The organism is Nocardiopsis sp. M1B1, from assembly GCF_052466615.1.
In genome coordinates, this window is the sequence record NZ_CP196194.1 from 2,015,738 (window position 1) to 2,028,801 (window position 13,064).

Consider the following 13,064-nt stretch of genomic DNA (forward strand, 5'->3'; position numbering starts at 1 on the left):
CGAAACGCACACTGTAGAACCGGATGCCGGACCAACGGCGCCTCCGGTGGCACGCAGCCACCGGACGCGGTGGCGGAACGGCGTAAGCGAGCGGAAAGGCCCCTCGTCGTGGCAGCACCGCAGAACTACCTCGCGGTCATCAAAGTCGTCGGCATCGGCGGCGGCGGTGTCAACGCCGTCAACCGAATGATCGAAGAGGGGCTCAAGGGCGTCGAGTTCATCGCCATCAACACTGACGCCCAGGCGCTGCTGATGAGTGACGCAGACGTCAAGCTGGACGTCGGGCGCGAACTCACCCGCGGCCTCGGAGCCGGCGCCAACCCCGATGTCGGCCGCAAGGCCGCCGAGGACCACCGGGAGGAGATCGAGGAGGTCCTCAAGGGGGCCGACATGGTCTTCGTCACCGCCGGTGAGGGCGGCGGTACCGGAACCGGGGGCGCCCCGGTCGTGGCCAACATCGCCCGCTCCTTGGGCGCCCTGACCATCGGCGTGGTCACCCGACCCTTCGGGTTCGAGGGCAAGAGGCGGGCCACCCAGGCCGAGTCGGGGATAGCGATGCTCCGCGAGGAGGTCGACACCCTCATCGTGATCCCCAACGACCGGCTGCTGTCCATCTCCGACCGCCAGGTCAGCGTGTTGGACGCCTTCAAGGCCGCCGACCAGGTACTCCTGTCCGGTGTGCAGGGCATCACCGACCTGATCACCACGCCGGGACTGATCAACCTGGACTTCGCCGACGTCAAGTCGGTCATGTCCGGGGCGGGATCGGCGCTCATGGGCATCGGGTCGGCGCGAGGGGACGACCGGGCGGTCGCGGCGGCGGAGATGGCGATCTCCTCACCACTGCTGGAAGCGAGTATCGACGGGGCCCACGGTGTGCTGCTGTCCATCCAGGGCGGCTCCGACCTGGGGCTCTTCGAGATCAACGAGGCGGCACAGCTCGTCGCGAACTCGGCGGCCCCCGAGGCCAACATCATCTTCGGCGCCGTCATCGACGACGCCCTGGGCGACGAGGTGAGGGTCACCGTCATCGCGGCCGGCTTCGACGAGCCGGAGGGAGTGATCCCGGTGGTGCGGGAGCGCCAGCCGGTGGACCCTCCTGAGGCCGCCGCCCCCAAGGCAGGCATCACGTCCGGCAGGGAGGAGAGGACCGCTCCGGCGGCGCCCGCCTCCGCGGACGCGAGCGGGGCGTCGGCCGCCAACATGCCGTGGATCACTCCGTCCCGTCCGGCCGAGCCCGCCCCGGAGCCGCAGTGGACGCCGCCGGCGACCCAGGTCCCGCCGGTCCAGCAGCCGGTCGAGGCCGAGCCCGTGCAGCAGGAGCACTACACCCAGGCCGCTCCGGCCGAGCCGGGCCCCGCCCAGCAGACCCCGCCCCACGGCACGTCCGCCTTCCAGGCGGAGGCCGAGCCCGCCGAACCGGTCCGCGCCGAGGAGCCCGCTCCGGTCGAGGAGGAGCCCGCGGCGCGTGAGGGTGGCCACACGGGCCACATCCACGCGGTCTCGGACGCCACCGCCGAGCGGCGCGGGGACGTGCCCACGCCCCGGCGCCGGGTCATCTTCGACGACCCCGACGACCTCGACGTCCCGGAGTTCCTGAAGTAGCTCCGACCCCGGCCCGCGGGCCGGGGTCGTCGCCGCTCCCGGGGCGGTGTCCGCCCAGCCCGGGGCGGTTCGGGCGGTGGTAGTGTCCTGGACCGGGGGACGGCGAGGCGGTCCCCGCGGGAGTCCGCTCCCGCGAGGGGGCCGCGCCGGAGCCGGAACACGGCCGGTACCGGCCACCGGCCCCGAACGCCTTCCGGGCGACGCGGCCCGGGGTTCCCCCTCCGGCAGGAGCGGGGAGGAAACACCACCGGATGAGCAACGTCATCGACCTGGGCCACGGGGTCCGCGCCGCCGTCACCGAACGGCACGGGGGAGTGAGCGCCCCGCCCTACGACTCGCTCAACATGGGTCTGAGCTCGGGGGACGAACGCGAGGCGGTGCTCGCCAACCGCAAGATCGCCGCCCGCGACCTGGGGTTCGACGCAGACCGGGTCGTGTGGATGCACCAGGTGCACAGCGCCGACGTCCTCGTGGCCACCGGCCCCGGGGGCGCGGGCACCTGCGACGGGGTGGTCACCACCCGCTCCGACCTGGTCCTGGCCTCGATGGCCGCCGACTGCCTGCCGGTCCTGGCCGCCGACGCCGAGGCGGGCGTCCTGGGCGCCGCGCACTCGGGCCGACTGGGCACCGCGAACGGCGTGGCCGCCAACCTGGTCGCGGCCATGGCCGAACAGGGCGCCCGTGCCGACCGGATCACCGTCTTCCTCGGCCCCGCCATCTGCGGCGGGTGCTACGAGGTTCCGCCGCACGTGCGCGACGAGACCGCGCGCGGGGTCCCCGAGGCCGCCTGCACCACGAGCCGGGGCACCGCCGGGGTGGACATGCGCGCCGCGGTCACCGCCCAGCTGCGCCGGGCGGGCGTCACCGACGTCCGGGCCGACGGCCGCTGCACCCTGGAGAGCCCCGAACTGTTCTCCCACCGCGGCCAGGCGCCGACCGGCAGGTTCGCAGCCTTCCTCTGGCGCGTCTGAACGTCGCACCCGGCCACCAGGATGGTGGCGTGGAACCACCCGGGCAGCCCGGTTTCCCCTCCCGCGGCGTGCGCGGCGCCCGTGCGTCCCCCGGCCGGGCCCGCTCCCGGCCCCCGCCTCGCGCGCGGCCCCCGACGGGCCCGGCGCCCCGGGGTCCGGGGCACACGGGGCGAGGGGGGTGTAGGAAGGACAGCGAGTGGGATCCGTCCCAGGGAAAGAAGGAGCACCGTGACACACGCAGACCCGGCTCGCGTCGAGCAGGTCCGCGCCAACCTCGCCGCCGCGCGGGCCCGGATCGAGGCGGCCTGCGCCAAGGCCGACCGCAGCCCGGACGAGGTGTCGCTGGTCGCCGTCACCAAGACACACCCGGCCTCCGATGTGCGGATTCTCGCCTCACTCGGGGTGACCGACGTGGGCGAGAACCGCGACCAGGAGGCGGCGCCCAAGGCCGCCGAGACCGCCGACCTCGGCCTGACCTGGCACTTCGTGGGCCAGTTGCAGACCAACAAGGCGCGCTCGGTGGCCTCCTACGCCGACGTCGTGCACTCGGTGGACCGTGCCAGGCTGGCCCGGGCGCTGGGCGAGCGCGCCGCCGCGGCCGGACGGAGCCTGACCTGCCTGGTCCAGGTCAACCTCGACGAGGACTCGCGGGCCGGGGTGATCGGTCCGCGCGGGGGAGTCGACCCCGGGGACGCGCTCGAACTCGCCGCGCGGATCGAGGAGCACGAGGCGCTCGCACTGGGCGGGGTCATGGCGGTCGCCCCCCGCGAGGGCGACCCCTCGGCCGCCTTCGCGCGTCTGCAGGAGGTCGCGGCCCGCATCCGCGATCGCTATCCTCGGGCGACGGTGGTGTCCGCGGGCATGAGCGGGGACCTGGAGGCGGCGGTCGCGCGAGGCGCGACACACCTGCGACTCGGTACGGCGTTGCTCGGCAACCGGGGACCGATCGTGGGGTAATGTCCCCACATAGACCTTGGAACCCGTCTGTGGAGTTCGCCCGAATGGACGCTCTCCCCGAGAGCGGACGGGACAGTGCGAAGGAGTCGGCTGCGGTGAAGACCGCGGGGACGACGGAGGACATGAGATGGCCGGCGCGATGCGCAAGATGGCGGTCTACCTCGGCCTCGTGGAGGACGACCGTTACGATCACCGCTATGCGGACGAATATGATGAGTTCGACGATTTCGACGAGGGGGTGGAAGAGCAGCGTGAACGCGACGCTGACGCCCCGCCCGGCGAGGAAGCGCGAGGCGACGTGATGGACACCGGCGGTTACCTGGGCTCAGGTCGCGGTGGCACGACCGCGACCGCCTCCACCGCCGACCTCGCGCGGATCACCACGCTCCATCCGCGTACCTACAACGAGGCGCGTACCATCGGAGAGCACTTCCGAGAGGGTACACCGGTGATCATGAACCTGACCGAGATGGTCGACAGCGACGCCAAGCGTCTGGTCGACTTCGCGGCTGGTCTGATCTTCGGTCTGCATGGCAGTATCGAACGCGTCACCAACAAGGTGTTCCTGCTGTCCCCGGCCAACGTCGAGGTGACCGCCGAGGACAAGGCGCGGATCGCCGAGCGAGGGTTCTTCAATCAGAGCTAGAACGTCACATTTGTCCAGAGATTGGGTCGAGGAACGACCGTGAGTACCGTCCTGTCCGTGCTGATCATCATCCTGCAGCTGTTTGTCTTCGTGCTGCTGGCCAGGGTGATCCTGGAGATGGTGCAGTCCTTCTCCAGATCGTGGCGCCCCACGGGGTTCGTGCTCGTGATCGCCGAGATCGTGTACACGATCACCGACCCGCCACTGAGGTTCCTGCGTCGGTTCATCAAGCCCGTACGTCTGGGGAGCATCGCGCTCGACCTGAGCGTCCTGGTGCTCTTCTTCGGCGTCTACATCTTGATCGCACTGCTCGGGAGCTTCGCCTAGCAGGAGAGTAGACGTAGGCGGAAGGAACCGCCCCGGATTCCGCTATGTGGTCTTGGTCATGATCTGGATTGCCGTAAGGTCACGATCATGTAGCGTCCCTACGGACAGACTCCAAGCGCGCCAAGGAGACGAACATGCCGCTGACACCCGCCGATGTGCGGAACAAGCAGTTCAGTACCACCCGGCTCCGACCGGGATACGACGAAGAAGAGGTCGACGCCTTTCTCGACGAGGTCGAGTCCGAGCTCGACCGCCTGATCCAGGAGAACGAGGAACTGCGCGGCAAGCTGGCCGAGTGCCTGCGGGGCAAGGTGCCCAACGCCGGCATGCAGGACTTCCAGCAGCAGGACCAGGCGCCCGAGCCGCAGCAGCACGAGCAGATGCGCCCCGAGCCGGTCCAGCCCCCGCAGGCCGTCGAGCCCCAGCCCCCGGTCCAGCAGCAGCAGATGCAGATGGCCGGCCCCGGCATGGGCATGGGCGGCGAGGAGAACATGGACACGGCCGCCCGTGTTCTGGCCCTCGCGCAGCAGACCGCCGACCAGGCGATCTCCGACGCCCGCCGCGAGGCCGACGAGACCCTCGGCCGCGCCCGCCACGAGTCCGAGGACATCCTCGGCAAGGCCCGCCGCCAGGCCGACCAGATCATCGGTGAGGCCCGCGCCCGTTCCGAGAACCTCGACCGCGACGCGCAGGAGCGCCACCGCCAGGTCATGGGCAGCCTCGTCCAGCAGCGCGAGGAGCTGGAGCACAAGGTCAACGTGCTCAAGGACTTCGAGCGTGAGTACCGCAGCCGCCTCAAGGACTACTTCGAGCGCCAGCTGCGCGAGCTCAAGAGCGAGGAGGAGAAGGCCCAGGAGCTGAACAACCCGAACACCACGGGCGGCTTCCAGACCATGGCTCCGCAGACCGGCGCGACGCCCTCGCTCCAGCACGGCCCCACGGGCAACCCGTTCGGGCAGCCCGAGCCGGCCCAGCACGGCGGGTTCCACCCGGGCGAGCCGCACGAGCGTCGCTGATCAGCGCGGCGTCTGCTCGAACAACTGAAGACTCCGGCACAACACGTGTAAAGGTCCTGGTCGACCCGTGATCCTTAGCATCCTCGCAACCGTGGCGGTGCTGACGGCCATCGCCGTCATCGTGGCCGCCCTGGTGTTCGCCGAGACCGTCCTGGTGTACGTCGCACTGGGACTGGCGGGCGTCAGCGTCCTCCTCCTACTGGGGGCGCTGCTCCAGGGAAGGTCCGGCGTCGGGGACAGACCGGATCGGACGGACGGTTTGGGGAAGGCGTCCGTCCCCGTCATGGCCGCCACGGCGGCATCGGCGGTGCCCATCGCGCACGTGGAGTCGGAGAACCCTGGGCGCGTACCCGCACCGGCCTCCGAGCCGGTGCGGGAGCCCCATGTCCCGGAGCGGCCCGCCTGGCCGACTCCGACCGCGGAGGACTCCGGTCACGGAGAACCCGAGTACGACGTCCCCCGCTGGCAGACCCCCACGGCCCACGACTGGCCGGAACCGGACACGGCGGCGCACGACGCCGCCCCCTCCGCTCCCCCCGCCGGGCCGAGCCCCTCCTGGGCGTTCTCGGAGCAGGAGCCGCAGCTCCGCGCCCCGGCGCCCTGGGAGAGCGGAACCGACACCGCCGACACCGCCGCGAGGGCGGAGTGGGACGAGCCGAGCGGTACCACCGCCGCCGAGGACGGACCCGGCATGGGGGACACCGGCGAGCGCACCGCGGCCGCCTCCGGCGCCGCCTTCACCTATGACATTCCCGGCCGTGTGCCCCCGGCCGATGACGGTTCCTCCGCCGAGGACCGCTCCCCGTCCGGAGAGGACGGCGCCCCCGGCGAGGAAGACGACCGGGAGCGGGGCGGCTCCGCGTTCGCCTCCGAGGAGCCCTTCGTCTACAGCATCCCCCGCCCGGCGCAGGCCGTGGAGGAGAGCTTCCCCGAAGGCGGGGACGACGACTCCGCGGGCGGTGCCCGGGACGCGTCCCCCTTCGCCTACGACGTTCCCGGGAACGGGGACCAGGACGGCGACGAGGACGGCGGTCAGGCGGCCGACGCCTCGGACAGGGCCTCGTTCTCCTACGACATCCCCGGCCGGTCGGCCACGGAGGAGACCGTCGAGGAGGACGCCTTCGCGGATGACGGCGACGACGGGGACCGTCCCGACGAGGAGGAGACCGCGGTCTTCGCCTACGACCTTCCCGGCGTGTCCACCGCCGGGGACGATCCCTCATACGGTGACGACTCCCGGGACGCGGTGGAAGAGGACGTCGACGACGCGCCCGCCACGGACGCCCCCGAGAAGCGTGACGCGGGGGAGCGCGACGCCGGGGAGCCCGGCGAGGACACGGCCACCGCCGGGGCTGACGGGGCTCCTGAGCCCGACGAGGCCTCCGTGCCCGCCGCTGACCACGATGACGCCCCGCAGAGACCGCAGGCGCACGACGCGGAGCGGCTTGAGGAACCGGACGAGGACTCCGGCCCCGCCGACGACGCAGAGCACGCAGAGGACGCACCGCAGGCGCACGCCTCGGAGCGGGACCCGGCCGGACCCGCGGCGGAGGGGGAGGACCCGGAGACGGCCGCCCTCCCGGTGGTCTCCGCGCACTCCGAGCCGGAGGAGGAACACGCCCCCGGCGGCGACCGCGACGACGCCTGGACCGGTGAGTCGACCGGCGAGGCGGCGGACGGCACCGGGGACGGTGCTCGGAGCGGTGACGAGGCCGCCGCGGACGCCGACCGGACCGAGGGCGCCGACGCTGACGACGACTCCGACGGGCGAGGGGTCGGCGGCGCCTTCTCCTACCGCATCCCCCGCGGCGCGGATGAGGAGGACGGGACACGGGCCGAAGACGCCCAAGCCGATGCCGAGCCCGACCAGGAGGCCACCGGGGAGGACGGCTCCGCCGCCCGTGCGGACCGCCCCGCCGACGGTTCCGGGGACGATCCGGACGAGGACGGGGCGCGGGACACCGCCGACCGCGCCTCCGGCGACGACGCCGCCGACACCAAGCGCTGAGACCCGACGAGGGCGCCGCTCACCCGAGCGGCGCCCTCGCGCGTTGACGGCCGGGTCCGGCGTGGACCGGTTACCGGACGCGCGGCGGCGTTCTCGCACGTGGCACGGTGTCGGCGCGGACCGGGCTGCTCGCATCCAGCGGTGCGGCGCCCTCGCGCGCCGGTCTCCCTCCCGGGAACCGGAGGAGGGTGCCCGAGGGCCCCAGCGGCGGACCGGTCCGGCAGCGGCGCCTGAGGTGTTGCCCGCGCGGCTCGACCGCCCGGACGTCCGGCGATCACCACGGCGCGCACCCGCCGCCGTGGAACGGGAGCGGCCCGGTCCGTCCACCGACGGCGGACGGACCGGGCCGCTACGGCCACTGCCTCCGGTCAGGCCTTGCGGAACCCGAAGGTCACACCGAACTCCTCCGAGGACGCGGTGTGCAGCTCCCGGCCCGGCTCACCGGCGACGAACACGTCGGCCAGCACCTCGGCGGCGATCGTCCGACCGTGCTCGGCCAGCGCCAGCTCGGTCGCCTCGTCCGTGACCGTCCACCACACCTCGATGCGGTCCGACACCTCCAGCCCGCTCCGCTTGCGGGCCTCCTGGAGCATCCGGACCATCTCGCGGGCAAGGCCCGCGCGGCGCAGCTCCGGCGTGAGCTCCAGGTCCAGGGCGACGGTCTCGCCCGACTCCGAGGCCACCGCCCAGCCCTCGCGGGGCTGCTCGGTCACCAGCAGTTCGTCGGCGCTCACCTCCACCGGCTCGTCCTCGACGTGCACCCGCGCCCAGCCGGTGGCGCGCACCTGCCGCACCAGTTCGGCCGGGTCGGCGGCCTGGACGGCCTTGGCCACCAGCGGGGTGCGCTTGGCGAACCGCTTGCCCAGCGCACGGAAGTTCGGCTTCACGGTGAAGTCCACCAGGTCGCCGCCCACCGAGGACAGCGAGTCCAGCGAGGCCACGTTCAGCTCGTCCGCGATCTGGCCGCGCAGCTGCTCGGGCAGGTCCGCGAAGCCCGGGGCGCCCACCAGGGCGCGGGCCAGCGGCTGGCGGGTGCGCACGGCCGAGTCCACCCGGGCGGAGCGGCCCAGCTCCACCAGACGGCGGGTCAGCGCCATGTTCCGGGACAGCTCGGGGTCGATCAGGTCCTCGCGCACCTCGGGCCAGGAGGCCAGGTGCACCGAGTCCGGGGCGCCCGGGCGGCGCAGCGCCGACCACACGTGGTCGGTCAGGAACGGCACGATCGGCGCCATCAGCAGGGTGACGGTCTCCAGGGCCTCGAACAGCGTCGCGAACGCCGCGGCGCCCTCGGGGGTGGCGGCCCCGCCCCAGAACCGGCGGCGGGAGCGGCGCACGTACCAGTTGGACACGTCGTCCACGAACGCGGTCAGGCGGCGCCCGGCGGCCGTGGTGTCGAAGGTGTCCATCGCCTCGGTGACGTCGCGGACGACCTCGTTCAGCTCCGAGAGCAGCCACCGGTCCAGCAGCGGCCGGTCCTGCGGCGCGGGCGCCGAGTCCAGCAGTGCGTGGTCCCAGCCCTCACCGGCGTTGGCGTACAGGGTGAAGAACGACACGGTGCTGTGGTAGGTCAACAGCACCTTGCGGACGATCTCCTCCAGGGCGGCGTGGCCCACCCGGCGGGCGGTCCACGGCGAGCCGCTGGCCAGCATGAACCAGCGCAGGGCGTCCGCGCCGTGCTGGTCCATCACCGCGATGGGCTCCATGACGTTGCCCAGGTGCTTGCTCATCTTGCGGCCGTCCTCGGCGAGGATGTGGCCGAGCACGACCACGTTCTCGAACGAGTTGCGGCCGAACACCAGGGTGCTCACCGCCAGCAGCGAGTAGAACCAGCCGCGGGTCTGGTCGATGGCCTCGGAGATGTACTGCGCCGGGAAGTTCTCCCGGAAGGTCTCCTCGTTCTGGTGCGGGGCGCCCCACTGGGCGAAGGGCATGGACCCGGAGTCGAACCAGGCGTCGATGACCTCGGGGACGCGGCGGGCCACCCGCTCCTCCTCGGGCAGGGAGGGGTCGGCGTCCGGGTCGGGGATGACGATGTCGTCGACGTAGGGGCGGTGCGGGTCCAGGGAGGACAGGTCGCGCCCGCTGAGGCGGCCCAGCTCCTCCAGGGAGCCCACGCAGATCTGGCGCCCGTCGGGGAACTCCCAGATCGGCAGCGGGGTGCCCCAGTAGCGGTTGCGCGAGAGGGCCCAGTCGACGTTGCCGCGCAGCCACTCGCCGAAGCGGCCCTCCTTGACGTTCTCGGGCACCCAGTGGGTGGCCTGGTTCTGCGCGATGAGCTCGTCCTTGACCGCGGTGGTGCGGATGTACCAGGACGGCACCGCGTAGTACAGCAGCGCCGTGTGGCAGCGCCAGCAGTGCGGGTAGGAGTGCTCGTAGCTGACGTGGCGGAAGAGCAGGCCGCGGTCGCGCAGGTCGCGCACCAGCGTCTTGTCGGCCTCCTTGAAGAACACCCCGCCCACCAGCGGCAGGTCGGCCTCGAAGGTGCCGTCGGGGCGGACCGGGTTGACCACCGGCAGGCCGTAGGCGCGGCACACCACCATGTCGTCGGCGCCGAAGGCGGGCGACTGGTGCACCAGGCCGGTGCCGTCCTCGACCGTGACGTAGTCGGCGAGCACGACGTAGTGGGCGGGCTCGTCGAAGGGCACCAGGTCGAAGGGGCGCTCGTAGGTCCAGCGCTCCATCTCGTCGCCCTCGAAGCTCTCGCCGGTGAGCTCCCAGCCCTCGCCCAGGACCTTCTCGAACAGCGGGCGCGCCACGACCAGGCGCTCCTGGCCGTCGGTGGCCACCACGTACTCCACGTCCGGGTGCACGGCCACGGCGGTGTTGGAGACCAGCGTCCAGGGGGTGGTCGTCCACACCAGCAGCGAGGTGGGGTGCTCGGCGGCGGCCAGCGGGCCCGAGGTCACCGGGAAGCGCACGTACACCGACGGGTCGGTGACGGTCTCGTACCCCTGGGCGAGCTCGTGGTCGGACAGCGTGGTGCCGCAGCGCGGGCAGTAGGGGCTGATCCGGTAGTCGCGGACCAGCAGCCCCTTGTCCCAGATCTGCTTGAGCGCCCACCAGACCGACTCCACGTACTGGGGGTCCATGGTGCGGTAGGCGTCGTCCATGTTCACCCAGTAGCCCATGCGCTCGGTCATGGAGGTGAAGGCGTCCACGTTGCGCAGGACGGACTCGCGGCAGCGGTCGTTGAACTCGGCGATGCCGAAGGACTCGATGTCCTTCTTGCCGGACAGGCCCAGCTCCTTCTCCACGGCGACCTCGACGGGCAGGCCGTGGCAGTCCCAGCCCGCCTTGCGGTCCACGTGGTAGCCGCGCATGGTGCGAAAGCGCGGGAAGACGTCCTTGAAGGCGCGGGCCTCGACGTGGTGCACGCCGGGCTGGCCGTTGGCGGTGGGCGGGCCCTCGTAGAAGACCCAGTTGGGGCCGCCGCGTGTCTGGTCGAGCGAGCGCTGGAAGACGTTCTCCTTCGACCAGCGGCCGAGGATCTCGCGCTCCATGGCGGGCAGGTCGATCTGCGCGGGCAGCTGGGGCAGCGCGCGGGATTCGGGCCGGGGGTCGTTGGCCACCGTCGTACCTTTCCATCAGGTGTGTTCCTGACGGAGGGACGAGGCGTGCGGCCCCGCGGTACCACCCTCCTTGGACCGCGGCCGTGCCGCTGGGCGGCGGGCGGCGGGTCCCTCTTCGTTGCGCTGTGCCGGTTCTACTGGGACGCGGCGCATCCGTTCCTCCGGCGGCTCCGGGGTGATCTTCGCGCTGGTCGTGCCCCCGGGCTCGCACCGCCCCCGGGTCGCTTGGACGGTCCAGCCGTTCTAGGCTGTTGCGCGTCCGGTCGGGGCCAGCGCTACTCGTCCCCATCGACACCTGAGGTCAGGATAACGCAGCGGGGAGGGCCCCGCCGCTCGTTCGGGGGAGGGCCGCCGTGGCTGAGGACGTCCGGGGCGCCGTGCTGGTGACGATGGCGGACCGCGAGGACGCCGAGGAGCTGGCCGACCAGCTCCTGGAGCAGGGGTACGAGCCGTGCCTGGTGCACCGCGACATGCTCGCGGGCGAGGACGACGCCGAGGACGTGGACTGGGTGATCGAGGTGCACACCGGGCCGCACGGCGGTCCGGCGGTGTTCGACGAGCCCCACCTGGCGGCTCTGGCCGAGGACTACGGCGGTTTCGCGTTCGCGGAGTGAGCCACGGTACCCCGCCTGGCGGGTGAGCGGGACGGGCGGCGCGCGTGGGTTGGGAGGGTTCAGCGGGTTGCGTGGGCCGGACGGGCCTCGTGCGTCGGCCGGAAAACCGGTTGGGCACGGGCCGGGGGAAGCGCGAGGATGCTCCCCATGCAGATACGCGAAGCCCTGCCCGAGGACGGTCCGGCCGTCGCCGACGTGGAGGTCCGCTCCTGGCGTGCCGCCTACCCGGGCATCGTCCCGCAGGACTACCTCGACGCCATGGACGCCGCGGAGCGTGGCGCCCGGTGGTCGGACTGGATCGCCGGAGCCGCCCGGCCGGGAGCGGGGCTGCTGCTCGCCGAGGACGACGCGGTGGCGGTGGCCTTCGCCTGCTTCGCCCCCGTCGAGGAGGCGGCGGGCGGCACCGCCGGGCCGTGCGAGGTGGAGGCCTTCTTCTCCGTCCCCGAGGTGTGGGGGAGCGGGGTCAACCGGCGGCTGATCGCCGACGTGCACCGGGCCGTCGCCGGGGCGGGGTACACCGAGGCCGTCCTGTGGGTGCTCCGGGACAACCCGCGCGCCCGGCGCTTCTACGCGGCGCACGGCTGGGAGGCCGACGGGGCGGTCACCGAGGAGGGGCCCCTCAACGGCGCGGTCCTGCCCCGCCTGCGCTACCGGCGGGGGTTCTGACCGGGGCCGGTCGGTGCGCGGCCGCGCGGGCCCCGCGCCCCCGGGACGAACGACGCCCCCACCCCGTGCCGGGAGTGTTCGGGCAGGTCGGAGCCGTGAACGGGAGGAAGGCGCGTCGTCCCGGATCTTTGCCTTGTCCCGGCGGATTGCCTAGGCTTCCGGCACCACTCGCGGTACCGCCCAGGGGGAGAGTCCGCGCTCCGGCGGACTCCCGGACCGGTGCCGAGCCGTCTGGAGGGATTGCGATGAAGGCCACCGACGCCGCCCGGCTGCCGGTCCTGCCGGGGGAGGACCCCTGGACGGCGGAAGAGGTCGCCGCTGTCCGCGGGCGCCTGGAGGAGGAGGTCGCCGCGGCGAAGCGGGAGCTCGGGGAGGTCGAGGCCGAGTTCACCGAGTCGCTGGAGGACCCCGTGGAGGGGGCCGGGGACGACAGCGCGGACGCCGGAGCCAGGGCCTTCCAGCGCGAACAGGATCTGGCGTTGGCCTACAATACTCGTGACCTGCTCGCCGAGGGCGAGCGGGCGATCGAACGGATGGACGCGGGGACCTACGGGGTCTGCGGCTCATGCGGGCAGGCCATCGGGAAGGCACGCCTTCAGGCCTTCCCGCGCGCGACCCTGTGCGTCACCTGCAAACAGCGCGAGGAGCGTCGCTGACTGAGGTAGAGCCCTCCGGGGACAGGAAC

At 72.6% G+C, this 13,064-nt stretch carries 11 protein-coding genes; 10 read left to right on the plus strand and 1 reads right to left on the minus strand.

Annotation, left to right across the window (positions count from 1 at the left end):
- The first annotated feature begins 108 nt into the window (after positions 1-108).
- The 7 genes from ftsZ to ACSTA4_RS08735 all read left to right on the plus strand — a co-directional run bounded on the left by ftsZ (position 109) and on the right by ACSTA4_RS08735 (position 7,530).
- Positions 109-1,605, plus strand: coding sequence for a cell division protein FtsZ (gene ftsZ / locus ACSTA4_RS08705; RefSeq protein ID WP_444963095.1), 1,497 nt, complete (start codon positions 109-111; stop codon positions 1,603-1,605).
- 251 nt (positions 1,606-1,856) lie between these two features.
- Positions 1,857-2,576 (plus strand): peptidoglycan editing factor PgeF, encoded by a 720-nt coding sequence (gene pgeF / locus ACSTA4_RS08710; RefSeq protein ID WP_444963096.1) that lies wholly within the window; start codon positions 1,857-1,859, stop codon positions 2,574-2,576.
- A 228-nt stretch (positions 2,577-2,804) separates the two neighbouring features.
- A complete protein-coding gene (locus ACSTA4_RS08715) occupies positions 2,805-3,533 on the plus strand; it encodes a YggS family pyridoxal phosphate-dependent enzyme (protein WP_444963097.1) in 729 nt (242 codons plus the stop codon).
- A 127-nt stretch (positions 3,534-3,660) separates the two neighbouring features.
- The gene (locus tag ACSTA4_RS08720) at positions 3,661-4,179 is read left to right on the plus strand and encodes a cell division protein SepF (RefSeq protein ID WP_013151954.1); all 519 of its coding nucleotides are present in this window, start codon (positions 3,661-3,663) and stop codon (positions 4,177-4,179) included.
- A 39-nt stretch (positions 4,180-4,218) separates the two neighbouring features.
- Complete coding sequence (locus tag ACSTA4_RS08725) at positions 4,219-4,506, plus strand: YggT family protein (RefSeq protein WP_013151955.1); 288 nt, start codon at positions 4,219-4,221, stop codon at positions 4,504-4,506.
- A 134-nt stretch (positions 4,507-4,640) separates the two neighbouring features.
- The gene (locus ACSTA4_RS08730; RefSeq protein WP_047869230.1) at positions 4,641-5,522 is read left to right on the plus strand and encodes a DivIVA domain-containing protein; all 882 of its coding nucleotides are present in this window, start codon (positions 4,641-4,643) and stop codon (positions 5,520-5,522) included.
- Between the two features lie 91 nt (positions 5,523-5,613).
- The gene (locus tag ACSTA4_RS08735; protein WP_444963098.1) at positions 5,614-7,530 is read left to right on the plus strand and encodes an AAA family ATPase; all 1,917 of its coding nucleotides are present in this window, start codon (positions 5,614-5,616) and stop codon (positions 7,528-7,530) included.
- A 368-nt stretch (positions 7,531-7,898) separates the two neighbouring features.
- Here ACSTA4_RS08735 and ileS read toward each other — a convergent pair whose 3' ends face one another.
- Positions 7,899-11,099 carry an isoleucine--tRNA ligase gene (ileS, locus tag ACSTA4_RS08740; protein WP_444963099.1) on the minus strand — a complete coding sequence of 1,067 codons (3,201 nt, stop codon included), beginning with the start codon at positions 11,097-11,099 and terminating at the stop codon, positions 7,899-7,901.
- A 353-nt stretch (positions 11,100-11,452) separates the two neighbouring features.
- Here ileS and ACSTA4_RS08745 point away from each other — a divergent pair, with 353 nt between their 5' ends.
- The 3 genes from ACSTA4_RS08745 to ACSTA4_RS08755 all read left to right on the plus strand — a co-directional run bounded on the left by ACSTA4_RS08745 (position 11,453) and on the right by ACSTA4_RS08755 (position 13,035).
- The gene (locus tag ACSTA4_RS08745) at positions 11,453-11,713 is read left to right on the plus strand and encodes a hypothetical protein (protein ID WP_013151959.1); all 261 of its coding nucleotides are present in this window, start codon (positions 11,453-11,455) and stop codon (positions 11,711-11,713) included.
- Positions 11,714-11,860: 147 nt separating this feature from the next.
- Complete coding sequence (locus ACSTA4_RS08750) at positions 11,861-12,379, plus strand: GNAT family N-acetyltransferase (RefSeq protein WP_444963100.1); 519 nt, start codon at positions 11,861-11,863, stop codon at positions 12,377-12,379.
- A 245-nt stretch (positions 12,380-12,624) separates the two neighbouring features.
- Positions 12,625-13,035 carry a TraR/DksA family transcriptional regulator gene (locus tag ACSTA4_RS08755; protein WP_444963101.1) on the plus strand — a complete coding sequence of 137 codons (411 nt, stop codon included), beginning with the start codon at positions 12,625-12,627 and terminating at the stop codon, positions 13,033-13,035.
- The last annotated feature ends 29 nt before the right edge of the window (positions 13,036-13,064 follow it).